Source organism: Pedobacter terrae, assembly GCF_900100705.1.
GTDB classification, from domain to species: domain Bacteria; phylum Bacteroidota; class Bacteroidia; order Sphingobacteriales; family Sphingobacteriaceae; genus Pedobacter; species Pedobacter terrae.
Map to the genome: position 1 here is coordinate 1 of NZ_FNCH01000016.1, position 25398 is coordinate 25398.

Consider the following 25398-nt stretch of genomic DNA (forward strand, 5'->3'; position numbering starts at 1 on the left):
GACCTTGGAAATTGATTTTAAAACATAATCTAACCCAATTAGCCTAAAAACAAAGTATTTTCTTCCTTTGTAAATTTTAACCGGACAACAGTGAATTTATTTCAGCATCTTTCTTGCAAATAGACCCTGAAATAAATCCGATAACTATCGGATCAGGGTGACGAACGTGGGGCAAGATTTCTAAATGCCAACTTCAAATTCATACCCCAAAAATTCAGGCACATTTAAACTTTCTACAATTTTCCAGTTTTTCTTTTCTGCAATAAATTCGGGAATGGCTAAACCCGATGCTTTGGCCGCGTCAACATAGAAATCCATTTTTGCAGGATGGTTTGGTGAGCAGGCATTGTATGTTTCACCGAATGCTTGGTTTTCCAGGAGCTTTACCGCAACGCCTACAGCATCCTTTTGGTGAATCAGGTTTACCGGAGCCAAACCATTTGGAATATCGGTTTTTCCGGCAAAAAATCTGCCAGGGTTACGGTCAGGACCAATTAAGCCTGCAAAGCGGATCACGGTGTAGTCTTTTGGAAATAGTTCCTTAAATAGTATTTCTGCAGCTAGAACGACCTTTCCCGAATCTGTATCTGGAATGGTTTCGCTGTTTTCATTTACTATTTTGTTTCCATCGGCATAAACACTCGTCGAACTGATCAATACCACATGTTTGGATTTATCTTTCGCTGCGGTCAAGATTGAATTTATCTTATTTGGATAATCAAGTAGTTCAGTCGAATTGCGCTTTGGCGGGATACAGATAAACAGGGCATCAGCCTCAAAAAAAGTAGCATCTGCCACAATCGATTCCGCTGTAAAATTCACTAAAAACGGCTGGATGTTCTCAGCCTGTAGGATTTCTAATTTCTCCTTACTTGTGGTGGAACCTTTAACGATATAATTTAATTCGATCAGTTTTTTGGCAAAAGCCAAGCCGAACCAACCGCAGCCTAAAATCGATACAGTTTGAACACTGCTATCCTTTTTAATATCTTCAATCATTGCGCTAAAGATAGACAGTTAACTTTATAATTGCATCTACTCACGTTAATTCTGTTTTTTATACATCGTTTTCGAGAGTTTCAAAATCCCATCATCATAAGCGGTCGGTTTAAAGTTAAATGCCTTTTCAAATTTGGTAGAATCGAAATGATAATCGTGATCATACTGGTAGTACATTTCGACAGTGCCGGCAACTACTTTTTTGAATAAACCTACCAGACGTAACATCAGTTTGTTAATGGTTAGGTATTGAGCTTTGGTTTCATAAATCTTGGCGGCCATTTCAATAAAAGCTTTCCCTTTTAAAGGGGCTGCAGTTGGCAGGTGCCAGATCTGGTTGCCAGAGTCGGGTGTTTGTCCCAGGAGGAGTAAAGCTTTCGCTGCATCTTCAATATAGGTAAAACTGTGTAGGGTATTTGGGTTTCCGATCCATTGCGCTTTTCCTTTTTTGGCAAACTTATCAAGCACCATCATATCAAAAAAACTGTTCATCGAATCCGCACCGTAAAAATCTGCAGCACGGGCAATGGTTACATTTATTTTACCTGCTTTGGCTTCATTCATTAATTGCTCCGCTACTTTTGCCCTTACTTTTCCTTTTAAACTACATGGATGGTAAGGCGTATCCTCTTTCATTGGGCCATTTACCAGGCCATACATATAAACATTATCGAAAAAGATTAACCTTGCCCCGGTACGTTTAGTTAAGTTAATTACATTTTGAATAATAACCGGCCACTGTTCCTGCCATATTTTGGCGTCATAAACCAAACCCGCGCACAGGTAGATCACTTTCGAACCTTCGGCTGCTGCAAAAAGTTCAGCTTCATTTAATAAATCGGCCTTAACCCAGCTTACATTAGGGTTACTTGTGGCTATTGGTTTTCGGCTAACCAACCTAATGGTTTCATTAGCCTTAGTTAACTCTGTGGTTAGTGCGTTGGCTATTGGTCCGCCGGCGCCAAGTATAGTGTGCATATCTTTGTTTTTTGATTGATTCAAAGTTATGCCGCATGCTACAGTGAAAACGTTAACAAAAGATAAGGATTTTAGATTATTCGGCGTTGACAAAATTGATTGTCTGTCTGCTATAAAGTTGTTGACTCTTTTATTGCAAAAGTGTTCGTTTACGGATCCGGGAGAGTGAAACAGGCGTAATGCCTAAAAAGTTGGCAATGAAGTGTTGCGGAATGCGCTGAAAAATATCTTTTGCCGTTTTTTCGAGCGCAGTATAACGCTCTTCGGGGCTTTGGGTAACAAAGGCAGTAACGCGGTCTTCGTAACAGCAGATGTAATATTCAGCAATTAAACGACCAAAACGCTCTATTTTTAAAGCCAGTAGCGGATGATTTAGCATTTGCTGAAGATTTTGATGAGAGATCATCACCAACTCTGTTTCTTCAAGTGCCTGAATGTAATTGGTGTTAGGCGTACGTTTCAGGAAACTTTTATAAGCGCTCATCAACTCATTCTCAAAGCTAAAGTATCCGGTTATTTCCTGGCCGTCTTTAATATGGTAGTAACGAACGGCGCCACGTGTAATAAAACACATGTAGTGGCACACTTTTCCTTCAACTGCAAAATGTTCTTTTTTGCTTAGGCTGGAAAAACTAAGGTATGGAGTAAAGATTTTCCATTCTGCATCGTTAAAGGTTACAAATTGGGCAATACCTTTCCTAAATGCTTCAAGTTGAGCTTGTTTATCCATATCGATAATTAATCTGTTTCAAAGATACAGATTAATCAATAATGGTTATCCTTTGTCCAGATTATAACAGGCCCTGCAACGCGGCTCGTAACTTTCCTTTTCGCCTAATAAAACCGTAGCTTCATCGGCAACTGTACGATAACTGTACAAGGCAGGGTTACCACAACAAACACAAACAGCATTTACTTTGGTCACATGTTCGGCAATGGCCATTAAAGCAGGCATTGGGCCGAAAGGTTTACCCGTAAAATCCATATCTAAGCCGGCAACAATAACGCGTATGCCTTTAAGGGCCAGTTTGTTACAGACGTCAGGTAATTCATTATCGAAAAACTGGGCTTCATCTATACCCACTACCTGGGTAGTGGTGCCTAATAATAAAATAGCCGAAGCGCTATCTACAGGGGTAGAATTTATAGAATTTAAATCGTGAGAAACCACAGCAGTTTCATGGTAGCGCGTATCTGTACGGGGTTTAAAAATTTCGACATTCAGTTTAGCAATCTGCGCTCTCTTTAGCCTTCTGATGAGTTCTTCCGTTTTACCAGAAAACATAGAGCCACATACTACTTCTATACTTCCTGAAAATTCGCCCCTTCTCCTAAAATTTTGTTCGCTAAATAACATGCCTGCTTTTTTATTTCCCTTAGTCCGCTCTATAAATTTAAACCGAACAAATATGAGAATTATGTGTTATTTTTGAACACATAGTTACCAACATAAATCGGCTAAAAATTCGTTTTAATTTTATGATGAACCAACAAGATATTTTCAGAAAGATCGGCAGTATTTTAACAGAATTGAATGAGCAATACCAGTTTTTGGCTCAAAACCCTCAACAATTAAACGAATTGGAACTGGAACTTTTTCTGGCCAATGCCCATTTCCTTTCTGATCATGTCAACATAGTCAAAAAATTAAATGCCACAATAGAACATAAGCCGGCTGAACCCGCAAACCATACCTTATTGGCCGAACAGAATACCATTATATTGCCAGAGGCTGAAAAAAGTTATGGAGAAGATGAGGAGTCTTTCGATCCGCAGGAACTGGAAGAGGTGGTAACGGCCCAGGAAGAGGAAGAACGAGTGGATATAAAACCAGAACAAGAAGTGCTTGATGATGAAATGATCGAAGAAGAAAAAGCAGCTTCACTTCTAAATAAGGATTTCTTTAAGCCCGACCAGGATGACCATACTTTCGAATTCGTACTGAATACGCATCATGAAAGCGATCAGTTTGATTATGAAGCGAATCCGATAGCCAACGGATCTGTTCAAGAAATTTTTGATCGCCCTTTAAGCAAAGAAGAGGCAGAAATTTTAGCACGTAAAAAGATCATTCACGAGAAGGAAGATGCTTTAGCTGTGCAGAAAGAACCTTTAGCTGTTGAAGAAGATGAAATTGGTCCGGAGCCTTTTTTAATTCCACACGAAGAAGAAACGCCCGAAGTAATTGCAAAAGAGGAGCCTGTTTTAGCTAAGGCAGAAGAGCCTGTTGTAGCCTTAGGGGTAGAGGAACCTAAACCTGCAGCTGCTACCCAACCAATTGAGGCACTGAAAGATGTTAAATTGGACGATCCGATTATTTCGCCACCTGTAGAAGAAGAGCGTCCCATATTCAGGCCTGAAGCTGTTCCTGTAAAACCTACTCCGCAACCTGAAGTGGTTAAGCCTGCACCAAGTTTAAACGACTTATTAGCCAAAACAAACAGTCAAAATAATGAACCTGTTAAAGCACCAATTGCTGATTTAAAACAGGCCATTAATTTAAATGAGAAGTTGCTTTTCATTAAAGATCTTTTCAATGGCTATAATCTGGCCTATTCAGAAGTAATTGATATCATCAACAAAATGAGCAGTTTTGAAGCCGCAGATAGCTTCCTTCAAAATAATTATGCAGCCAAAAATAACTGGGCCAATAAACAGGCTACTGTCGATCAGTTTTATGAGCTGTTAAACAGAAGGTTTAGTAAATAAGGGAAGAGCGGTTAGCGGCTGGCGTTAAGCGGTTTGGTTAATGATATAACCTCGCGCTGTCCTCAAACCAAAATACTTTTAGTTTTTTGATTAGGAAACGAACGTTCAGTGTTTCATGGGTGCTGTAGTCCCGCCATCATTTCAATCTTTTTGTGAAAGTTGTTGTATAATATGAATGTTACCGCTCCAAAAAGGATTTCCATTTTTGTCGGGTTTATTAACTGCGGATAGTAGCACAGTATTGCCCACCTAAACCCCTGTCCGTTGCATGCGGACAATAAAGCGAATACGAAGTTAAGCGTTTAGCGGATTAGGTGAATGGTATTACCTGGAGCTATCGTCATACTGAACTTGTTTCAGTATCTGTCATGCTTCGTTTTTTTGTAACAGGATACATAAAGTTTGCATTTGTTTGCCTTATGAGCACCATTCTTTCAGTATAATCTACCGGAAGAAGATCGTCCTCGTTTTTAACGAGGATGTATAAAGTTGGCATTTGTAATGCCTTATAAGCTTTCATTATGGATCTTTTTTTAGATTCCGATTAAATTTGGATGAGGTATTCAAGCATGTACTATTACTCCAAAAACGATTTTCATTTCGTCGGGCTCATTTAATGCGGATATTAGCACTATATTGCCCACCTAAACCCCTGCACGTTGCAGGCTGGAGATAAAACTGAACACGAAGTAAAGCTCTTTAAGCGGGAGCATACCATAATTTGATTGTAGGTTTTGCTTTCCAAAAAAATTAATCGATATCTCCTAATTTACAATGTTTAAACTTCGAAATATCTACTTCAGACTAAAGACTGAGGACTCCAGACTCTTTAAATAAATCCCATCCGGTTAGAATCCAGTTTTAAAAATATAAACAACAGGATGGTAAAACTCCATAACGAGGAACCCCCATAGCTGATAAAGGGTAAGGGAATTCCGATTACGGGAATGATCCCAATGGTCATTCCGATATTAATGAATACGTGAAAAAAGAGGATGCACGCCACACTGTAGCCGTATACCCTTGAGAAAGTAGATCGCTGCCTTTCTGCCAGATTGATCAACCTGAGCAATAGAAACATATATAAGCCAATTACGATTGAACAGCCCATAAAACCCCATTCCTCGCCAATGGTAGAGAAGATAAAGTCAGTACTTTGCGCAGGTACATATCCGTATTTAGTTTGCGTACCCTGTAAAAAACCACGCCCTGTTGCCTGTCCTGAACCAATGGCAATCTGCGATTGGATGACATTATAACCAGCACCTTTATTATCAGCTTTAAGGCCTAACATCAGCTCGATGCGACTGCGCTGGTGTGGTGCCAAAACCTTTTCATAAGCGATCTTAACCACAAATAAATAAGCAATAGCAATAATGGTGACCAGGACGGTAGAAATAATGATCTTCTGTTTCCGTCTATTGTTGTAGATGAAGAGTCCGCCAATAGTGGTTAGGATGAGAACCAGGATGTAAGTTGGTACCAGGAAATCGGCAACAAACAATACAATCATTCCAAGAAAAATTAACAGAAAATAACCAGATAGGCCCTCCCGGTATAAAGGGAACATAAATGCGAGGAAAACCAATGCAGAACCTGTATCCGGTTGCAGCATAATCAATAAAAGCGGTGCCAATACAATTAAACCTGCAATGGCGATGGATTTAAAATCCCTGAATTTGGGGTTAAATGTGCTTACATATCTCGCGAGCAGCAAAGCAGTACCGAATTTGGCAAACTCTGAAGGCTGTAGCCTAAAGGAACCTATAGGGATCCAAGCCTGGTTTCCACCAACATTTCGCCCCACAAAGAGTACTACAACGAGCAAAAATAGAGTAGCACCATAAATAAATGGTGCAAATACGTTAAACAACCTACCATCGAATAATAAAATCGATAGACCCAATATTAAACCGGTAATTACATAAATTAACTGTTTGCCATAACTGCTTGCAAAATCGAAACCTGTTGCTTTATCCGGATTGTAGATAGAAGCATAAACATTGATAAAACCAACAGCGCATAAAGCAATGTAGATTAAAACAGTAATCCAATCTACATTAAAAAAGAAACGGTTTCCCTGTTGTTGAATCATTACTTATTGGTTACAGGTTTATGGTTTGTACCGGGTTGATTTACTTTTAGCTTGGTAGCAACTGTTTGTTTTAGTACAGCGGATTTTATCTTTAAGCTATCTTTTACTTTTTTAAGCGAATCGGCTTTTTTTATTTTTAAGCTGTCTAATTTGGTTGGTTTAATCTTTTTGGTTTTATCAATTAAAGCAGGTAAAAGATTGGTTTCGGCGAATGCTTTTACTGTATAGCCATTCGAACGTGGTTTGATGCTATCAGTTAAATATTTTTCGACAATAAAACTTGATATCGGTGCAGCATATGATCCTCCAAAGCCACCATTTTCTACAATCACGGCAATAGCAATTTTAGGATTATCCATGGGTGCAAAACCGATAAAAACCGAGTGGTTTTTGCCATGTGGATTTTGTACGGTTCCGGTTTTTCCACACATTACGATATCGCGTATCTGCGATTCTTTTGCCGTTCCCCAAGGGCTGTTCACCGCATCCCGCATTCCATCAATCACAATAGGGAAATATTTTTCGTCTACACCTACATAGTTTTTAACCACATATTCCTTTTTCACTACATTTTTATCACCAATACCTTTAATTAAGTGGGGCTTTAAATAATAACCGCGGTTGGCAATTGCCGCCATCACATTGGCCATTTGTAATGGGGTAGAGGTAATCTCACCCTGGCCAATGGCCTGCGAAATTACAGTCGTATATCCCCAGCGTTTGCCATAAATTTTATCGTAATGATCAGCCTGATAAAATATACCCTTTTTTTCGAAAGGCATATCAATACCTAATTTTTGTCCAAAACCCCATTTTGAAATCTGCTCATGCCATTTAGTGTAGGTTTGACGCTGGTTTTTCATGCCGTTTTTAGTGATGATGTTCTGAAAAACATGGCAGAAATAGGTGTTGCAGGAACGGGCAATGCCGCGTTGCATGTTAATGGTACCATCAACGTGTTCGCATTTTACCTTATGATTTCCAGCCATGTAATAACCCGGACAGAAAAATGTAGTATTCGGATCAATGGCACCATCTTGCAGGGCAACAAGCGCATCAACAGGTTTAAATGATGAGCCTGGCGAATACTGACCAGCAATTGGTCTTACAATCTGTGGACGGTAGGGGTTGGCAATTAAACTCATGTAGTTTTTTCCCCAATCTTTACCCACCAATTGGTTAGGATCGTAACCCGGGCTACTTACAAATGCAAGAATTTCTCCCGTAGAAGGCTCAATGGCCACAATTGCACCTACTTTATTTTTCATTAATTCTTCGCCCAGGCGTTGAATCCTGATGTCTAAAGAAGAAATTAAACGGTCTCCCGATACGGCATTGATATCATATTTTCCATTGGCATAACTACCCTGGGCAATGTTTCTGGCATCGTACAACGTATTGATTACGCCTTTTTCTCCTCTTAAAAAGTCTTCATAAGAACGCTCCAGACCACTTTTTCCAATAAAGTCGCCTGGTTTATAATAACCTTCCGATTTTTCAATATCATCAGGACTTACTTCCTTAACATAACCAAAAAGCTGACCTGCAATACTATCCGGATAATGCCTGATCGTCCTGTCCTGCGTTCTGAAACCCGGAAAGCGGTACATGATTTCCTGTAAACGTGCATAACTCTGTACCGAAATCTGCCTTTCAAAAAAAGTAGACTGGTAAGACGATTGTGCCCTTGCTTTTTTTAGTTTTTTACGTACATCTTCAACGGTAATTTCTAAAGCATTCGCTAATCCAATGGTATCGAATGGTTTAACTTCATTTGGGGTAACCATTAAATCGTAAACCGGTTCGTTCTGCACAATTACCTTCATATTCCGATCCAGGATGGCACCGCGGGCAGGGTATTTATAAATTTTACGGAGTACATTACTTTCCGCAGAGCTAAAGGCTTTATCGCTAATAATCTGGATATAGAATAACTTTCCCAATAAAATCAGGGCGACTACTATAAATAATCCTTGAACGATATATTTTCGGTTAAATAACTGGTCCATTTAGCGTGGTGTTCTTCTATAGAATATAAACTCTACCAAAAAAATAATAAGCAGTGTAAAGATACAACTTAAGCCGCATCTCATTAAAGTATAACCAACTTCGGTTAACCTGAATGTTTCTAAAAAGAACAGCACCAGGTGGTGCGCCGCAACACAAAGAAAAGTATAAAGTGAAAACCATTGGAAACCCATATAACTTAACGAGGGTTCGGGATCATCAATGGCGTCGCGGTTTAAACTTATAGATATAAAAGAAATTCTTACAAAAGCCAGCACAACACAAGCTGTGGCATGTACGCCCATGGTATCGTAAAAAGCATCTAGTGTTAGTCCGGTTGCAAAGGCCAGTAAGTACAATAAAATATTTGGGATGCCAAAGGGAAGCAGAAGTAAAAACAACACGTAAATAAAAGGTGTGGAAAGGTCGTAAAAACCCATATTCTTGAGCAGAAATATCTGCACAAAAAGTAGTAAAAACCACCTGATCACATTTACAATTATGATTCTACTATTCATTCGGTTTAGCCATGCTTTCTAAAGCTTTTTGCTCATCAGCTTTTTTATCTTTAACTACATATACATATTGCAATGTGCTAAAGTCAGTAAACAAATTTAATTCTGCTGATAAAAAATTATCATTCGTGGCCACATTTGCCTTGCTGATTTTTCCAACCAGAACCCCGGCCGGAAAGGATCCATAACCTGAAGTGACAACCGTATCGCCAACGTACATTTTAATGTGGTTAGGTACCTCTTTTACAAATGCTTTTTTAATATCAAAATTTCCATCGCCCCAAACCAACGAGCCAAGTGCGTGGTTTTTTTTCAAGGTTACACTGATCTTTGTGTCTTTATGTAATAACGACTGGATGGTAGCCAGATGTGCAGAAACATCGCGGATAAAACCAACTACTCCGCGTTGTGGGGCAATAACAGCCATACCACTTTTAATACCGTCAACAGTACCTTTATTAATGGTCATGATGTTATTGCGCAAAGTAACCGAATTTTTAACCACTTTGGCTGCCAGATAAGTATATTGTTGATTGGTAACCGTATCTACTACTTTAACATCTTTCGCTGTATCTACAGTAGTTAACCCCAGTAATTGGCTTTTAAGTTTAGCATTTTCTGCTGCCAGACTATCATTAACCATGCCCAGGTTTAAATACCGCTTAAAAACGTTTAACCTTTCATATGCAGTGCCTACAACCTCATTGCTGGAGTTCAAGGTTACACTTCGCTGATAGGAATTGTTTTTAACCGTTAAGTAAATGCCAACCACGAAAAAAATGATAAACAAGAAAAATGCGTTATATCTGCTGATGAAGATCCAAAGGTTACGCATTGCTCATGAGATATGAGATATAAGATGTGAGATATGAGTTTGGATAATTAGTCTCAAATCTCATATCTCACATCTCAAATCCAGGTTATTGCATTAAAAATTTATATCCGCCAATGTTTTTAAGGGCGATGCCAGTTCCACGAACTACTGCGCGAAGTGGATCTTCTGCAACGTGAACAGGTAATTTCGTTTTGGCTGCAACACGCTTATCCAAACCTCTTAACAATGCGCCGCCACCGGTTAAGTAAATACCAGTTTGATAAATATCTGCAGAAAGTTCCGGAGGGGTAATCTCTAAAGCTTTTAAAATCGCTTCTTCAATTTTAGAGATCGACTTATCCAAACAATGTGCAATTTCGGTATAGGAAACCGTGATCTGTTTAGGTACGCCGGTCATTAAATCGCGACCTTGAACTGCAAAATCAGCAGGAGCATCTTGTAATTCAGGTAAAGCAGCACCAACTTCAATTTTAATTTTTTCAGCAGTACGGTCACCAATCATAATATTGTGTTGACGGCGGATATAATTTACGATATCAGAGTCGAAGTTATCTCCCGCAACACGGATAGACTGGTCGCAAACAATACCTGATAAAGCAATAACTGCAATTTCGGTAGTACCACCACCTATATCGATAATCATGTTACCCATTGGTTCTTCCACATCAATCCCGATACCTACAGCGGCAGCCATTGGTTCGTGGATCAGGTAAACTTCTTTTGCCCCGGCAATTTCGGCAGAATCTCGCACGGCACGTTTTTCTACTTCAGTAATACCAGATGGAATACAGATGACCATACGTAAAGAAGGGAACATCCAGCCTTTACCACCGTTAAGCATCCGGATCATCCCTTTAATCATCGCTTCAGCAGCGTTGAAATCGGCAATTACACCATCTTTTAATGGGCGAACGGTTTTAATATTATCGTGGGTTTTACCCTCCATCTGCATGGCTTGGCGGCCAATGGCAATAACTTTATTTGTAGTACGATCAAAAGCAACAATAGATGGCTCATCTACCACTACTTTGTCGTTATGTATAATCAGGGTATTCGCGGTGCCTAAATCAATGGCAACTTCTTGCGTAAACCAGTTAAATAATCCCATGTATAAGGTATGTTTTCTTTATTTGATCAAATCTATACTATTCCTAATGTAAAAATAGCTTTTTTATTGTTTTAAGTTTTATTTTCTTCAGTTATTAGATTGTTTTTAAGGCAATTAAAATATTTGGAAAATAAAAAGGCGAAAGACCAAAGGTAAAAGTCCAAAGCAGAAAGACTAAAGTGATTTGCAATGTGCTTTAAGCTTTGGTCTTTCAGCTTATCTTCGCTTTAAGCTTTCAGCTTAAACTAGTGTTTAAAGTGTCTTACCCCGGTGGTTACCATGGCAATACCTTTTTCGTTTGCTTTTGCAACAGAATCGGCATCTTTAATTGATCCACCTGGTTGTAGTACAGCCGTAATTCCGGCATCGGCAGCAATCTCCACACAGTCTGGGAAAGGGAAGAAAGCATCAGAAGCCATTGCAGCACCTTTAACGCTGAAACCGAAAGAAGCCGCTTTTTCAATGGCTTGCCTCAAGGCATCAACACGTGAGGTTTGACCAACACCGCTTGCAATTAACACATCATCTTTAACCAAAACAATGGTGTTTGATTTAGTATGTTTTACAATTTTGTTGGCAAAGAACAAATCTTTTAGTTCTTGTTCGGTAGGTGCTTTATCTGTAACCGTTGTCATTTGCTCAGGACCTTCGATAATTAAATCTTTATCCTGCTCAATTACACCGTTTAATAATGTTTTAAATTGTTTTTTGCTCAATTCAACCTCATTGCGCTGTAAAATAACGCGGTTTTTCTTTTTGCTGAACAGCTCTACTGCTTCTGCCTGATAAGAAGGTGCAATCAACACTTCAAAAAACAGGTTGTTAATTTCTTCTGCCGTTTCAAGGTTAACTTCTACATTGGTAATTAGTACACCACCAAAAGCCGAAACCGGATCGCAAGCTAATGCATCAATCCATGCTTGTTTAACCGTTGGGCGTGAAGCAATACCACAGGCATTGGTGTGTTTTAAAATCGCAAAAGTTGGGTCTTCGAATTCGTCGATTAAGGCCACAGCTGCATCTACATCAACTAAATTGTTGTAAGAAAGCTCTTTGCCGTTAAGTTTGGTGAACATGGCATCTAAATCGCCATAAAATACACCACCTTGGTGAGGATTTTCTCCATAACGTAAGGTTTTAGCCTCCGTTACACTTTGTTTAAAAACATCAAGTGGCTCTTCAGTATTGAAATAATTGAAAATGGCGGTATCGTAATGAGAAGAAGTATGGAAAGCTTTTTTAGCATAGGCCTTACGTTGTGCTAAAGTAGTTTCGCCATTTTGTTCGGCCAATTGGGCTTCTAAAGTAGGGTAGTCGTTTTTTGATGCGATAATGACCACATCATTGAAATTTTTCGCAGCAGCACGGATCAAGGAAATACCACCGATGTCTATTTTTTCGATAATTTCTTCTGGTGTTCCGCCAGCTTTGACGGTTTCTTCAAATGGATATAAGTCAACAATAACCAGGTCAATTTCAGGAATTTCGTATTCAGCAATCTGCTCCTGGTCGCCAGCCAATGCCCTACGGTTTAAAATTCCGCCAAATACTTTTGGATGTAAAGTTTTAACACGTCCGCCTAAAATAGATGGATAACCGGTTAAATCTTCAACCGCCGTAACTGGAAGGTTTAAATCTTTGATGAATTGTTCTGTTCCACCGGTAGAAAATAACTGTACCCCTTGTGCGGCCAACAATTTTACCAATGGCTCCAAACCATCTTTATAATATACTGAGATTAAAGCGTTTTTGATTTTAATGGATTGACTCATTCTACTGAAAATTTTGAGCCGCAAAGGTAGTAAAAGCGTATGGTTTTTTTATTATGTTACGTCTGTAAAAAAACAATAAGGTTTGGAACAGCTATTTCGCTTTTGTTTGAAGTTATTAAAGCCGTTGCTTTATACCGTAGTTTAGATTCGAATTGGCCATTTGGTGCCTTTCCTTTTAATCTGATCACAATTTTGTAGCTAGCTTTGGTATCCTAATAACTTTCTGATTTGGTATAAAAACCGTTCTATCAATCTTAAATCCTGCGTTACAATTTCTGCGTTACCCTTTAATTCTTTATCAAAAGTGAGGGTTTTGTGATACGAAGTGGTTAATCCTTTTGGTAAATTAACATCTACATAGTAGTTTCCCTTTTCATCTGGGGTGAAAGAAATATTTTGCACACGGCCCTCTAAAATCCCATATTCCTGAAAACGATAATTGTCCAGTTTGATCAGCACCTTTTCGCCCCGTGCTATTTTTCCTGAGTTGGTTGCTGGAACGAGTAACCTGCCGATAAGCGCCTTTTTGTTATCCGGAAGGATGGTTAATATGGCATCACCCCGTTTTAAAAATTGATTTTCGCCCCAAAATTGCTGGAAACTGGCTATACCGTCTGTTGATGACAGGATTAAATAATTTTGCTGCCATTGCCTTAACGATTTTTTTAATTGTTCAAACAACTGCAAGGTTTGCAAAGCAAAATTACTCTTATCTTTCTCATGATTAATATTTATCCCGCTTCTTGTTTTATTCAGGTTTGCAATGGCCTCCTGGGTTTGCGACAGGGAAATTTCTATGTTTTGTATGCTTTGTTCGGCTTGTATAAATTTAATTTTTTCATTTTCAAATTCGGCTGTAGAGATTACTTTTTGATTAACCAGCTGCACCGTTCGCTGATAATTTTTCTTTATCAGCTCAAATTTGGCCAACTCCAGTTTTTTTTGGTTCTTTAGCGCAAGTTCCCTGCTTCTATTGGCTGTGATGTTTTGTTCAGTGGCTTTATTTTCTGGTGCGTAGGGCTTAAGTGATGCAAATAATTTCTCGTCCTGAAATGCCTTTGCGAAATTATTGTAATCGCTCTGCAGCTCACCCAACTTAAATGTTGATACCTTATTTACTGGAAAAGAAGCGATCTCGGCCGGAGTTGTTGAATCAATGATGTTGATGAGTTGCAAAACATCCTCGTAATTCGCTGTCGATTGTAATATCATCAAAACCTGGTTTTTATGAACCCGCTGGTGATCTTTTATCAGGATTTTTTCCAGTTTAGAATCTATTCTTGCTTCTAGCTTTTCTGGTGGGTTTTGTGAGGTTACTACAATGGTAGCCGGTACAAATTCCGGATATTTGATAAAGTAACTCATTAACAAAATCATCATCAGAATACCCAAAATAACGGCATTGCCCCAGCGGAACATCCAATGTGGGGGATTTGATAATACATCCTGAACAGCTTCAGAACGAAGCTGTATCTCATCTAAATTGTCTCTTTTAGTTTCCAAGTTCGAGCTGATTTTTAATTAACCTATAGTATTCGCCTTTTTTTGCTACCAATTGGTTATGGTTACCTTCCTCAACCACAGTTCCTTTATCCAGTACGATAATCTTATCGGCATGTTTCACAGTTGATAACCGATGCGCAATAACAACTGCCGTTTTCCCTTTAAAAAACTGCGCTAAATTTTCGATAATGACTTTTTCATTGTTGGCATCTAAGGCACTTGTAGCTTCATCAAAGAAGATATAATCCGGGGTTTTGTAAACTGCACGGGCAATAAACAATCTTTGTTTTTGTCCGCCGCTCATACCAATGCCTTCGTTGCCTATTTTAGTATTGTAGCTCAAGGGTAGGTCTTCAATAAAATCTTTAACGTTGGCGATTTCCACTGCTTTTCTCAGCTTTTGTTTATCTACAATATCTTCGCCAATAGCAATATTGTTCGCAATGGTATCATTAAATACATAGCTTTCCTGCATCACTACGCCGCAATGTTTTCGCCAATGGCTGGGTGATATGCTTTTAAGATCAGTACCGCCAATCTGAACATCACCTTTGTCGGGTTCGTAAAATTTGGTAAGCAATTTTAATAAGGTGGTTTTTCCACTGCCGCTGGCACCAACAATTGCAGTGGTTTTTTGATAGGGTATAACGAGGTTCAAATCTTGAAAAACGAAATTGTCTGAGCCAACATATCTAAATGATACATTGTTTAGCACAATATCTTTTTGTGGAATTTCTGTTATATAATGTTCATTAATACTTTCTTCATCCTTTTTATCATGAATTTCACCAAGTCTTTCCAAAGATATTTTGGCATCCTGAGTCTGTTTGATAAAATCTATCAATTGTAACAATGGACTATTTAACTGACCGATAATATACTGCACGGAAAGCATCATCCCTAATGTAAGATTCCCATCAAGCACCAGTTTTGCGGAAAGAAAACTTACTAAAATATCCTTAATCTGGTTGATAAAACCACCACCAACAGATTGCCACTGCTCTAAGGATAGTGCCTTTATTCTGATTTTAAATAACTTTACCTGTAAAAATTCCCATCCCCATCTCTTTTGTTTCTCCGCATTGTGCATTTTTATTTCCTGCATGCCATTAATAAGCTCAATTACCGTGCTTTGCTCTTGCGAAACCTGAGAGAACATTTTATAGTCTAGTTCTTTTCTTTTTTTGAGGAAGAAGGTAATCCACCCCATGTAAAGTATGGCGCCAATTAAATAAACCGCAAACAGGCGGTAATCATACATGAGCAATACAATGCTAAAAATGATCAGGTTAACCATAGAGAACAGGGTATTTAACGAAGAGCTTGTCAGCAATTGTTCTATTCTGTGGTGATCATTAATGCGCTGCATAATGTCTCCGGTCATTCTGGTATCAAAGAAACTAATTGGAAGTTTCATTAATTTGATAAAAAAATCAGAAACGATAGAGATGTTTATTCTGGTAGAAAGATGCAGCAAGATCCAGCTCCGAATAATATCAATGCCCATTTTACCAATAAAAAGCATTACCTGTGCCAGTAAAACCAGGTAAATAAAATTAATATCCTGATTTTGTATTCCTACATCTACCACACTTTGAGTAAGAAACGGGAAAATTAGCGATAGCAAACTCCCGGCGAGTAAGCCAAGGGCAAGCTGAATGACGAGCGATTTGTATTTTAGTAAATAGCGGGATAGAAAAGCGAAACTCGTTTTTTTTTCTTCCTCATCAAAGTCTTCGTGGTAGAAGGACGGACTGGTTTCAAAAATTAGCGCAATACCTTCTTCCGTTTCTTCATTCGCGTTTTCTCCGATCCAATGTTTAACGAACTCTTCTTTTGTATAAGTGATTAAGCCATAACTAGGATCTGAGATGTAGACTTTTTCAGCTTTATCAATTTTATAAACTACCACATAGTGGTTTTTATTCCAGTGTATCAGGCAAGGTAAAGGCGCATCTGCAACCAGGGTTTTAAAATCTATTTTAACCCCTAATGTTCTGAAACCTAAACTTTCTGCCGCATTGCTAAGCCCCTGCAAGCCACTACCTTCTCGGGTTGTTTCTGTAAGTGATCTTAAATGCTGAAGCGGAATACTTTTATTATAGTGTTTAGCTATAATACGCAAGCAGGTAGGACCACAGTCTTTTGCATCTGGTTGTTTATAAAAGGGAAATTTTTTCATTTTATTCTGTCCAGATTTTATTAAAGGTTTCGGATAATTTATACTTATCTATTATGCAGCCGGATTCAGCAACAGTTATGCCCGATTCTTTTAACGTAAGATAACTTTCTTCGTTGTTCCATTTGGAGATGTAAGGATTATAAGCGCATTCAACCCGATGAAACCAATATGCTGCTTCCTTTTGAGGTACACGCACATCAGTACACATGTATCTAAATTCGCAGTGTTGGCAAACCAGGGTTTCTTGCTTCCTGATATTGCCAAGCTCCAGAAATAGTTTACTATTGATGGTTTGATGAAATTCGTCATAACCCATTAAATTAATGTTGCCAAAGCTTTTGATGTTATTAAGTCCGTTTTTAATATTGCCATGCTGGTCAATATATATTTTGCCGTTGTAGTATGTATGTTTGTTATAAGCCTCCAGGAAAAATTCCTGGTTAACAAATAACTTATCTATGGTTAACAGCTGCTGGTAATCATCAAAATTTTGGGTGAAAAAATTATAATATATGTTATCTTTCAGTTTGGTCTGGATTCTGTCAAGACCAAAAAAATTAACTGAAAATAGGGCTGTCTGGCTGGCGAATTCCCGCTTATATTGGTCAAAGCTTTCCGCATCAAACATTTCGATATAAAGGTAGATACTATCAATCTCCAAGTGGGCGAATGCCTTCATTATTTTGATAAGGTTATCATCTAGCCGGGGCGAAATGATGCTTAAGTTTTGAAGTTGGGTGTGACCTATCAAATCTATGAAATTAATAGCGCTATTTACATGCACTACAGCATGCGTGAGCTCGTTAACCTGATGTAACGCTTTTGAGAGTTTCGGAAATCGTTTCTCTTCCTGAGCAGATGCGACCTCAAAAATGATCTCCAGATCTAAAAGAAAATTTATAAGTTCGCTGCGCTCAGATGGATCAGAAATCCCGTCAAAATTGAGAAAGCCATCGGCATTTAAAATATGATAATGCGTTTTTGAAATAAAATGATAGTCTTTGCGCCCCAAATCGTAAACGATAGCCCTGTTAAATCCCATTACCGGAATACACAATTGGTTTCGAAGATATAATTTGCTCATAGAGGCGATTTAAAGAATAAGTCAAGCTGTAGGCTATTGGTGTGGTAAATTTTAGAAACCCTTGTTTTAACCAAATATGTAGGTCTGGGTTTTTTTACCAGTGATTTGATATGCAAGGGTGCTTGACCGGTATTTATCAGGTCTTTTATTTTTTTCATTGGTTTTTATCAATAGAAGTTAACTTAAGTTGATGTGTTTGATCTGTATCAAATTCCGGCTAAATGAGATGAAAAATTAAAGTGCCAACGCAATCTCTTTCTCCAGGTTGTAATTACAAGGACTTGATACCATACCAAACTGGCCAACAGGATTTAAGTCTAAAAAATAATATTTGGCGTCTTCGCTGGCATAAATCACATCAAAAGAAGCACAATTTAGTCCATAGGCATCAAGCATTTTTTTTAGCTTTTGTTCATACGTTTTTTCGAAAGAGTAAGGTGTAACCCTATTTGGTTTATCCCTGTCATAATTCCTGAAATCTATAGTCGTATTGCTATTGTTCTGAGAGAAGATGGCCATGGCATAAAATTTACCATTTAGGTAAAAAGCCCTAATCTCATAAGCTTTTGTAATGGCGCGCTGAAAAAAAGTGGGCACAAATTGCTCTGGGAGTGCATCAATATCTGCAGGGGTAACCATGGATGTATAGGCCATATGCGAGAAATCTTCTTCATCCTGTAACGAAAATGGCGTACTTATGGGCTTGGAAATAATATGCGTTTCTTGCTTAAAAAAATTGGCAACTTCGCTTTTGCAACCTGTAACCAGATATTTCGGTGCTAAAACATCATATTGCTGACAAAGGTCCATTAAATATAGTTTGTTGATATCGCTGTTTTTGAATTTGTTTACCGAAGGGATTTTATCCAGCCTGTGATAAAAATATGTAACGAGCGCGGTATGTTCAGTGCGCAGGTAGTCCTTAATTAAATCGTTCTTAAATTTAGCAAAGAGATCCAATCCACCCCTGCGGTACCACATTTTGGTAATCTGGCTGCCTAAAACTGTTATCCCGTTCACCACGATTGCAAAATCTACAGCGTTAAGCCATAGCAGTTCCACTAAGGTATCTTCATTGATACGGATAAAGGGCTTATTAAGCTTGATAAGCCAGCTAATTACAGCACTGGTAGAATAATCGTTGTTAATGGAAAATATTAATATCACGTTATCTTATTATAATTTTAAAGTCGGCTTCTTATGTCACTTATCTACTTTTTATTTTAGCTGGGCAATATGCTGTTTTTCAGAGTTGAAGCTAGGTTTAACAAACCACCGAGCCTACAATGGCCCGATGGTTGATTGCGCTAATTAATTAAGTTTGCCATGCAGAATAGCTAGGAGTGCCAACTGTTTGGCCCTGATCGTCGTAGAAAGTTGTTGTTTTATCTGCACAATGATCGCCGTAGGTATATTTAGTACACATAGCTGAAGTTACCATAACGCGGCCACCGTTAACCCGGCAATTGTTTAGCGCTATTTTTTTTTCTAATAATTTTTCGCAGTTTTTCATGTTTGTGAATTAATTAAATAGTTTTGGACAATTCATGAAAGTGCATTCGTCAACCCGTTGATTTCGGTCATTACGTACTTCTGAATGTACAAACGTACAGCCATTTTCTGTATGTGTGGAGCTTGTGTTTTTATAGGTCTCACTAGTACGGCCGCCGCTGATTTGACTATTCTTTAGTACGATTTGTTTCTCGAACAATTTGTTGCTGTTTTTCATATTTTTCTGATTAAATTTTATACTTCGTTCAACAACTTTAAAAAATGAAACCTCAAATGTAATTGTGAAAGCTTTGGCATATTTTATTATCCTCACTTAACTCATCAACATTTAAGCGTGAAAATTTCTAAAGGTTAAGATAACACGGTATTATTTGCCTGTAAAAATAGGGTCGTAACCAATTGGTGTACCAGATCCAGGTTGGTCAAAGCCAATGTCTGTGCAAGTATCAGGGTTTTCTCTTGTTCCTGTTTCTGCTACAGAAGTTTGATTGCTGAATCCAAGTTTGCCACCATTGATTTGGCAATCTTTTAACTCAATTTTTTTTTCGAATAAGCTTTTTTTTGTTTTCATAATGAAAATTTGACTAGTTAAACTCGCCACCTTACCCTGGCGTTTGGGCTTTTACTAATTGGCTTTATAACTATTATTTGTACGTCTACAAAAGAATATATTATAGCAGCCTATTTTTTGTAATTCGGAAAAGCAAGCACGCGTTATTGCCTAACCATATTTAAACTTCCCTAAAAAAGAATACCGTTACAAGGGAGAATTGATATATGGGAAGATTGAGTCTACATTCGTTAATGTTTTGTATAAAAGCGCTAAACCTTAAAATAGGTAGGTTTCAATTTTAAGTGGATTTTGAATAACTACATATTTGATTCCGTTATTAAAATCTCACTTATAAATTATTTGGGTATTAGCGATATGTTTTTACCTGCTTAAAAAAGCAAGATCATATGCTCAGCTATTCTGCTAAAAAGATGCTATGGGATTAATTTTAGAAAGGCTTGATTTGCTTTAAATGCAAGTGGTGGTTAATCGGATTTAAGGTAGCAAACAAAAAAAGCAACCGTTGCCGGTTGCCTTTATTTATAAGTTAGAAGTTTCGGTTAAGGTTAATAAAAAACTGCCTTAGCCTCAATTACTATTTAGTGATTTTTTTGACAAGGCTTTCTACCACACGTGGATAATGCTGGTGTTCAAGCTGCTGGCCCTTAAACTTTACCATTTCCAGGTTATCGTTTTTGTCTATCCTGTAGCGGGCCTGGTAAATGTATTCACCTTCATCATAATTTTCGTCTACATAATGAATGGTTATTCCCCCTTCTGCTTCGCCTGCAGCCATCACGGCCTGGTGTACATGGTCGCCATACATGCCCTTTCCGCCAAATTTCGGAAGGATTGCCGGGTGGATATTTACCATTCTGCCTGGGTAAGCGTGAATCAGGTTTTTAGGAATCAGCCAAAGGAAGCCGGCCAGTACAATAAAATCGATTTCAAGATTTTTAAGCAAATCCACTACCTCATCTGTCTGATAGAACTCATTTCGATCGAAAATATGAGTGGGAATTTCGAAATTATCGGCTCTCTGTAATACATATGCATCGGCATTGTTGGTCAATACCAAAGATATTTCTATCTCATTACTCCGCTTAAAATGCTCCATCAGCTTTTGGGCATTAGAGCCAGAACCTGATGCAAAGATGGCTATTCTTTTTTTCACTCGAAATCGTTTTGCCCAAAAATAGTATTTTTAAGCCTGTTTTCTCTATGGAAAGGAATTTTTATTCAATTATGTTAAAGTATTATTAATGAATAATTTTAACTTATTTTTACTGTTCGAAAATAGGGTTAAGTTTTAATGAAAAAAAAGTTAAAAGTGTTTTGTAATTTAAAAACATTAATCCTATATTTGCAACCCGAATTATAGGAAACGAATAAGAAAAATAAAAGGCTAAATAGAAATGGCAAATCATAAATCTTCATTAAAAAGAATTAGAGCAAACGCAACAAAACGTTTACGTAACAGATATCAGGCAAAAACTACCCGTACCTTTATTAAAAGATTACGTGCTGCAGAAGATAAAAAATCTGCGTCAGATTTATTGCCTAAAGTAATCTCTATGTTAGATCGTTTAGCTAAAAAGAACATCATCCACAAAAATAAAGCGGCAAACAATAAATCAAAATTAACGAAATTCGTTAACGGTTTAAAATAAGCCATTTTTTTACGATATTAGGAAGGCATCCCAACGATAAGTTAGGATGCCTTTTTTTATCTTAAAAAATGGAAAATTACGAACAGAAGTTAGGCATAAAGTTATGGGCTGAAGAAGATCGCCCGCGTGAAAAACTTTTATTACACGGCAGAAGACATTTAACGGATGCCGAGCTGATTGCCATTTTAATTGGCTCGGGCAACAAAAATGAAACTGCTGTAGATTTAAGCAAAAGGATTTTATCTTTTTACGATAATAATTTAACAAAACTTGGAAAGGCTTCTATTCTGGAACTTTCGAGGTTTAAAGGGATCGGAGAGGCCAAAGCATTAACCATTATTGCTGCTTTAGAGCTCGGCTTACGGCGAAAGGAAACTACAGAAGAGGTGATTACGCATGTAAATACTTCTAAAGATGTGCATAAATATTTACATCAAACCTTTGCTAATCTCAATCACGAAGAATTCTGGATATTACTGCTAAACAGGTCTAACCGGGTAATAGGGAAATTTTTGATCAGTAAAGGCGGGCAGGCAGGTACGGTAGCCGATCCGAAAATTATTTTTAAAACGGCTTTAGAAAACAATGCGGCAAATATTGTATTGGCGCATAATCACCCTTCCGGAACTTTAAAGCCTAGCGAGAGTGACGATAAATTGACCCGGGATATGGTGGCTTCAGGTAATTTGCTCAGTCTTTATGTTGTTGATCATGTGATTTTTGCCAACAACCGCTATTATAGTTACAGAGATGAAGATTTAATTTAAAAGATATTCGGATGTTAAAGTACAATTAGCATTAAATTAGTATAATAGCGGCTTAAGTTGGTGTTGCTGTCCAACACGTATTAATTAATAGTGAAATTATATTTATGAGTACTTTAAAAATCATCCCTATTTTTCTTTTGTTAACCATTGCAGCTTTCGCTCAGAAAAAGGCTGTTCCCATTAATCTCATCACCTATAACATCCGCTTGAATGTAGCATCAGATGGAGTTAATGCCTGGCCAAACCGAAAAGACAATGTAAAAGCTTTGGTTAAATTTCACGATGCCGATATTCTTTGCGTGCAGGAAGCCTTGCCTGAACAATTTGACGCCTTGCTCGAAAATTCTAATTTTGATGTAGTAGGCGTTGGACGTGATGATGGTAAAAGAAAAGGAGAATTTTCAGCTGTTTATTACGATAAAGACCGCTTTACAAAAAAAGATGGCGGTACGTTCTGGTTATCAGAAACGCCTGATGTACCTTCAAAAGGATGGGATGCGGCACTTAACCGCGTATGTAGCTGGGTAAAGCTTTACGATAAATTAAATAAAAAAGAATTTATTGTTTTTAATACTCATTACGATCATGTTGGGGTAAAAGCGCGAATTGAATCAGCTAAATTGTTAAAACAAAAGATACAACAGATTGCGCCTGATTTACCGGTTGTTTTTACCGGTGATTTAAATGTTACGCCAGAAACAGAGGCCATTGCGACCATCAAATCTTTTTTGATTGATGCGAAAGATATTTCTATAGAACCTCCATACGGGCCAACTGGTACTTTTAATGGTTTTCACTTCGACAGCGACCTGAAAGATCGGATTGATTATATTTTTGTAAACAAAGGTTTTAAAGTGCAAAAGTTTGCCATATTAACTGATAGTAAAGATAAAAGGTATTATTCTGATCATTTACCTGTTTTTTGCCGGTTATTCTTTTAGTCAATGCTGTTAAAATCCGAATCGCCATTTCCTTTTCAATTCGAACTTTTTGGTGACCAATACCATTATCATTATATTTTCGAAACCCTGGCATTTTTAACCGGTGTAAGGTTATACTACTATTATAAGAGGGGAATTGAAGATCCGATATCCGACGAAAACAGGCTGTGGATTATGTTGGGTGCGATGTTGGGCGCGCTGATTGGCTCTCGAGTGGTAGCAGTACTGGAAACTCCGGAAGTAATCAATCACCTGACGTTTTCAATTTTATATCAAAGTAAAACCATTGTTGGCGGTTTGCTTGGTGGCTTGTTCGGGGTAGAATTGATTAAAAAGATAATAGGCGTAAATATTGCCTCCGGAGATGTTTATGTCGTGCCGATTTTGGTTGCGTTAATTATAGGCCGCGTCGGCTGCTTCTCCATGGGAATCGATGAACCTACTTATGGCATCCCAACCCGATTTTTTATGGGAATGGATCTAGGTGACGGTATACTCAGGCACCCTATTATGCTCTATGAAATGATTTACCTGGTACTTTTAATCTTTCTTTTTAACAGCCTGAAACATCAGGAAATGATTAATGGCGACCGCTTTAAATTATTTATGGTGCTTTATTTCTTATTTAGGTTTTTGATAGAGTTTATAAAGCCTTATCATTCATTATTTTTAAATTTAAGCAGCATTCATTGGTCTGCATTGTTTATTTTTATTTATTATTATAAATTCATTATCAGAATTTCTACACAGATTTTACCTGGAAAGTAAACATTATGGCCAATACCAGAGATTATATATACTACGATTACACCAAAAGTCTTTGTCCCGAATGTTTGCAGCTTTGCGATGCGAAGATTGTTTTTCAGGATGCGAAGGTATTTATGCTGAAAAATTGCAGAACGCATGGCGATAGCAAAGTCATGATTGCAGACGATGTAGAATACTATAAACAGATCCGTAATTACAATAAACAATCTGAAATGCCACTTAAGTTTAATACCAAAGTGCATTACGGTTGTCCTTACGATTGTGGCTTGTGTACCGATCACGAACAACATTCATGTTTAACGGTAATAGAGGTTACCGATCGTTGCAACCTGGCCTGTCCAACCTGTTATGCTATGTCATCGCCTAATTATGGCAGACATAGAACGTTGACCGAAATAGAGCGCATGATGGATGTTGTAGTGGCCAACGAAGGTGAGCCTGATGTGGTTCAGCTCTCTGGCGGGGAACCGACGGTACATCCTGAATTTTTTAAAATTCTAGACCTTGCCAAAACCAAACCCATTAAACATTTAATGGTAAACACCAATGGCATCAGGATTGCAAAGGATATTAATTTTGTAGAGAAACTGGCGAGTTATATGCCAGATTTTGAAATTTATCTCCAGTTTGATAGTTTCAGTCCCGAAGTATTAACAAAGTTAAGGGGTGAAGACCTTACCGAAGTAAGAAAAAAAGCTATCGATCATTTAAATCAGTTTAACGTATCTACTACTTTGGTGGTCACCTTGCAAAACGGGTTGAATGATCATGAAATTGGCGATATTTTAGATTATGCGCTTAAGCAGAAATGTGTTCGTGGCGTTACTTTTCAGCCTACCCAGGTTGCTGGAAGAAATGATGATTATAACGATCAGCAGGGAAGAATTACCTTAACCGAGGTGCGCAGAAAGATTTATGAACAATACCCAACTTTTACACCACAAGATTTAATTCCTGTGCCATGTAATCCCGATGCATTGTGTATGGCCTATGCTTTAAAAATTGGTGATGAGGTCATCCCGATGACACACTTGATCAATCCCGAAGATTTGCTCAATAACTCAAAAAATACCATTGTTTTCGAACACGATGAAAAATTGAAAGAGCACATGCTCAACTTGTTTAGCACAGGTGTTTCGGTAGATTGTGCAGAAGATACTTTTGGCGAATTGATGTGCTGCCTGCCAAGAGTAAAATCTGATAGTTTGAGTTACGATAATTTATTTCGGATCATTATCATGAATTTTATGGATCCGCTGGATTTTGATGTGCGGGCCGTTAAAAAATCATGTGTACACATTGTAAGCGATAAATATAAAATGGTTCCTTTCGAAACCATGAATATTTTTTACCGCGACAATAAAATAGATCTGATCAGGGAAAAATTAAATATGAACTAA

24 protein-coding genes are annotated in these 25398 nt (G+C 37.9%); 6 read left to right on the plus strand and 18 right to left on the minus strand.

What is annotated here, in order from left to right:
- Window positions 1-180 precede the first annotated feature (180 nt).
- From BLR60_RS17800 to BLR60_RS17815, 4 genes are all read right to left on the minus strand, one after another.
- Complete coding sequence (locus tag BLR60_RS17800) at window positions 181-999, minus strand: NAD-binding protein (RefSeq protein ID WP_090502283.1); 819 nt, start codon at window positions 997-999, stop codon at window positions 181-183.
- Window positions 1000-1044: 45 nt separating this feature from the next.
- Complete coding sequence (locus BLR60_RS17805) at window positions 1045-1977, minus strand: NAD-dependent epimerase/dehydratase family protein (protein ID WP_090502285.1); 933 nt, start codon at window positions 1975-1977, stop codon at window positions 1045-1047.
- 130 nt (window positions 1978-2107) lie between these two features.
- A complete protein-coding gene (locus BLR60_RS17810; RefSeq protein WP_090502287.1) occupies window positions 2108-2707 on the minus strand; it encodes a Crp/Fnr family transcriptional regulator in 600 nt (199 codons plus the stop codon).
- A 45-nt stretch (window positions 2708-2752) separates the two neighbouring features.
- Window positions 2753-3334 (minus strand): thymidine kinase, encoded by a 582-nt coding sequence (locus BLR60_RS17815; RefSeq protein WP_090502289.1) that lies wholly within the window; start codon window positions 3332-3334, stop codon window positions 2753-2755.
- A gap of 122 nt (window positions 3335-3456) precedes the next feature.
- Between BLR60_RS17815 and BLR60_RS17820 the strand changes: the two genes are divergently transcribed.
- A complete protein-coding gene (locus BLR60_RS17820) occupies window positions 3457-4686 on the plus strand; it encodes a hypothetical protein (protein WP_090502291.1) in 1230 nt (409 codons plus the stop codon).
- A gap of 340 nt (window positions 4687-5026) precedes the next feature.
- Here the strand turns inward: BLR60_RS17820 and BLR60_RS17825 are convergent, their stop codons facing one another.
- From BLR60_RS17825 to purN, 14 genes are all read right to left on the minus strand, one after another.
- On the minus strand, window positions 5027-5206 hold the full coding sequence (locus BLR60_RS17825; protein WP_090502293.1) for a hypothetical protein: 180 nt from the start codon (window positions 5204-5206) through the stop codon (window positions 5027-5029).
- Window positions 5207-5515: 309 nt separating this feature from the next.
- Window positions 5516-6781: a rod shape-determining protein RodA gene (gene rodA / locus BLR60_RS17830; RefSeq protein WP_090502295.1), complete on the minus strand. Its 1266-nt coding sequence runs from the start codon at window positions 6779-6781 to the stop codon at window positions 5516-5518.
- Window positions 6781-8790, minus strand: coding sequence for a penicillin-binding protein 2 (mrdA, locus tag BLR60_RS17835; RefSeq protein WP_090502297.1), 2010 nt, complete (start codon window positions 8788-8790; stop codon window positions 6781-6783). The genes rodA and mrdA overlap by 1 nt, the downstream gene beginning before the upstream one ends.
- Window positions 8791-9306, minus strand: coding sequence for a rod shape-determining protein MreD (locus BLR60_RS17840; protein WP_090502299.1), 516 nt, complete (start codon window positions 9304-9306; stop codon window positions 8791-8793).
- Window positions 9299-10138 (minus strand): rod shape-determining protein MreC, encoded by an 840-nt coding sequence (gene mreC / locus BLR60_RS17845; RefSeq protein WP_090502301.1) that lies wholly within the window; start codon window positions 10136-10138, stop codon window positions 9299-9301. The genes BLR60_RS17840 and mreC overlap by 8 nt, the downstream gene beginning before the upstream one ends.
- Before the next feature lie 85 nt (window positions 10139-10223).
- The gene (locus BLR60_RS17850) at window positions 10224-11246 is read right to left on the minus strand and encodes a rod shape-determining protein (protein ID WP_010601761.1); all 1023 of its coding nucleotides are present in this window, start codon (window positions 11244-11246) and stop codon (window positions 10224-10226) included.
- Window positions 11247-11491: 245 nt separating this feature from the next.
- Window positions 11492-13018, minus strand: coding sequence for a bifunctional phosphoribosylaminoimidazolecarboxamide formyltransferase/IMP cyclohydrolase (gene purH / locus BLR60_RS17855; protein WP_090502303.1), 1527 nt, complete (start codon window positions 13016-13018; stop codon window positions 11492-11494).
- Between the two features lie 198 nt (window positions 13019-13216).
- Window positions 13217-14521, minus strand: coding sequence for an HlyD family secretion protein (locus BLR60_RS17860; protein ID WP_090502305.1), 1305 nt, complete (start codon window positions 14519-14521; stop codon window positions 13217-13219).
- Entirely contained in the window at window positions 14511-16703 is a 2193-nt protein-coding gene (locus BLR60_RS17865; protein WP_090502307.1) for a peptidase domain-containing ABC transporter, read from the minus strand. The genes BLR60_RS17860 and BLR60_RS17865 overlap by 11 nt, the downstream gene beginning before the upstream one ends.
- Window position 16704: 1 nt before the next feature.
- Complete coding sequence (locus BLR60_RS17870; RefSeq protein WP_090502309.1) at window positions 16705-17787, minus strand: hypothetical protein; 1083 nt, start codon at window positions 17785-17787, stop codon at window positions 16705-16707.
- A 234-nt stretch (window positions 17788-18021) separates the two neighbouring features.
- The gene (gene gwsG / locus BLR60_RS17875; protein ID WP_090502311.1) at window positions 18022-18954 is read right to left on the minus strand and encodes a grasp-with-spasm system ATP-grasp peptide maturase; all 933 of its coding nucleotides are present in this window, start codon (window positions 18952-18954) and stop codon (window positions 18022-18024) included.
- Window positions 18955-19102: 148 nt separating this feature from the next.
- Window positions 19103-19300, minus strand: coding sequence for a hypothetical protein (locus tag BLR60_RS17880; protein ID WP_090502313.1), 198 nt, complete (start codon window positions 19298-19300; stop codon window positions 19103-19105).
- A gap of 366 nt (window positions 19301-19666) precedes the next feature.
- Window positions 19667-19870, minus strand: a complete 204-nt coding sequence (locus BLR60_RS17885; protein WP_090502315.1) for a hypothetical protein — start codon at window positions 19868-19870, stop codon at window positions 19667-19669.
- A gap of 577 nt (window positions 19871-20447) precedes the next feature.
- Window positions 20448-21026 carry a phosphoribosylglycinamide formyltransferase gene (gene purN, locus BLR60_RS17890; protein WP_090502317.1) on the minus strand — a complete coding sequence of 193 codons (579 nt, stop codon included), beginning with the start codon at window positions 21024-21026 and terminating at the stop codon, window positions 20448-20450.
- A gap of 241 nt (window positions 21027-21267) precedes the next feature.
- On the opposite strand from purN, the gene rpsT reads away from it, so the two are divergent.
- The 5 genes from rpsT to BLR60_RS17915 all read left to right on the plus strand — a co-directional run bounded on the left by rpsT (window position 21268) and on the right by BLR60_RS17915 (window position 25398).
- Entirely contained in the window at window positions 21268-21522 is a 255-nt protein-coding gene (gene rpsT, locus BLR60_RS17895) for a 30S ribosomal protein S20 (RefSeq protein ID WP_029277289.1), read from the plus strand.
- 68 nt (window positions 21523-21590) lie between these two features.
- Window positions 21591-22289, plus strand: coding sequence for a RadC family protein (gene radC, locus BLR60_RS17900; RefSeq protein ID WP_090502319.1), 699 nt, complete (start codon window positions 21591-21593; stop codon window positions 22287-22289).
- A 104-nt stretch (window positions 22290-22393) separates the two neighbouring features.
- Window positions 22394-23230 (plus strand): endonuclease/exonuclease/phosphatase family protein, encoded by an 837-nt coding sequence (locus tag BLR60_RS17905; protein WP_090502321.1) that lies wholly within the window; start codon window positions 22394-22396, stop codon window positions 23228-23230.
- A gap of 3 nt (window positions 23231-23233) precedes the next feature.
- Window positions 23234-23998 carry a prolipoprotein diacylglyceryl transferase gene (locus tag BLR60_RS17910; RefSeq protein ID WP_090502323.1) on the plus strand — a complete coding sequence of 255 codons (765 nt, stop codon included), beginning with the start codon at window positions 23234-23236 and terminating at the stop codon, window positions 23996-23998.
- Window positions 23999-24003: 5 nt separating this feature from the next.
- Entirely contained in the window at window positions 24004-25398 is a 1395-nt protein-coding gene (locus BLR60_RS17915; protein ID WP_090502325.1) for a radical SAM protein, read from the plus strand.

Coding starts and splice junctions, on each gene's coding strand:
- BLR60_RS17815 (WP_090502289.1), bottom strand. CDS start 3,334: ATGTTATTTAGCGAACAAAATTTTAGGAGAAGGGGCGAATTTTCAGGA.
- BLR60_RS17805 (WP_090502285.1), bottom strand. CDS start 1,977: ATGCACACTATACTTGGCGCCGGCGGACCAATAGCCAACGCACTAACC.
- BLR60_RS17870 (WP_090502309.1), bottom strand. CDS start 17,787: ATGAGCAAATTATATCTTCGAAACCAATTGTGTATTCCGGTAATGGGA.
- BLR60_RS17885 (WP_090502315.1), bottom strand. CDS start 19,870: ATGAAAACAAAAAAAAGCTTATTCGAAAAAAAAATTGAGTTAAAAGAT.
- BLR60_RS17880 (WP_090502313.1), bottom strand. CDS start 19,300: ATGAAAAACTGCGAAAAATTATTAGAAAAAAAAATAGCGCTAAACAAT.
- BLR60_RS17905 (WP_090502321.1), top strand. CDS start 22,394: ATGAGTACTTTAAAAATCATCCCTATTTTTCTTTTGTTAACCATTGCA.
- purH (WP_090502303.1), bottom strand. CDS start 13,018: ATGAGTCAATCCATTAAAATCAAAAACGCTTTAATCTCAGTATATTAT.
- BLR60_RS17865 (WP_090502307.1), bottom strand. CDS start 16,703: ATGAAAAAATTTCCCTTTTATAAACAACCAGATGCAAAAGACTGTGGT.
- BLR60_RS17800 (WP_090502283.1), bottom strand. CDS start 999: ATGATTGAAGATATTAAAAAGGATAGCAGTGTTCAAACTGTATCGATT.
- mrdA (WP_090502297.1), bottom strand. CDS start 8,790: ATGGACCAGTTATTTAACCGAAAATATATCGTTCAAGGATTATTTATA.
- mreC (WP_090502301.1), bottom strand. CDS start 10,138: ATGCGTAACCTTTGGATCTTCATCAGCAGATATAACGCATTTTTCTTG.
- rodA (WP_090502295.1), bottom strand. CDS start 6,781: ATGATTCAACAACAGGGAAACCGTTTCTTTTTTAATGTAGATTGGATT.
- BLR60_RS17910 (WP_090502323.1), top strand. CDS start 23,234: ATGCTGTTAAAATCCGAATCGCCATTTCCTTTTCAATTCGAACTTTTT.
- BLR60_RS17915 (WP_090502325.1), top strand. CDS start 24,004: ATGGCCAATACCAGAGATTATATATACTACGATTACACCAAAAGTCTT.
- BLR60_RS17840 (WP_090502299.1), bottom strand. CDS start 9,306: ATGAATAGTAGAATCATAATTGTAAATGTGATCAGGTGGTTTTTACTA.
- radC (WP_090502319.1), top strand. CDS start 21,591: ATGGAAAATTACGAACAGAAGTTAGGCATAAAGTTATGGGCTGAAGAA.
- BLR60_RS17810 (WP_090502287.1), bottom strand. CDS start 2,707: ATGGATAAACAAGCTCAACTTGAAGCATTTAGGAAAGGTATTGCCCAA.
- BLR60_RS17820 (WP_090502291.1), top strand. CDS start 3,457: ATGATGAACCAACAAGATATTTTCAGAAAGATCGGCAGTATTTTAACA.
- BLR60_RS17850 (WP_010601761.1), bottom strand. CDS start 11,246: ATGGGATTATTTAACTGGTTTACGCAAGAAGTTGCCATTGATTTAGGC.
- BLR60_RS17825 (WP_090502293.1), bottom strand. CDS start 5,206: ATGAAAGCTTATAAGGCATTACAAATGCCAACTTTATACATCCTCGTT.
- rpsT (WP_029277289.1), top strand. CDS start 21,268: ATGGCAAATCATAAATCTTCATTAAAAAGAATTAGAGCAAACGCAACA.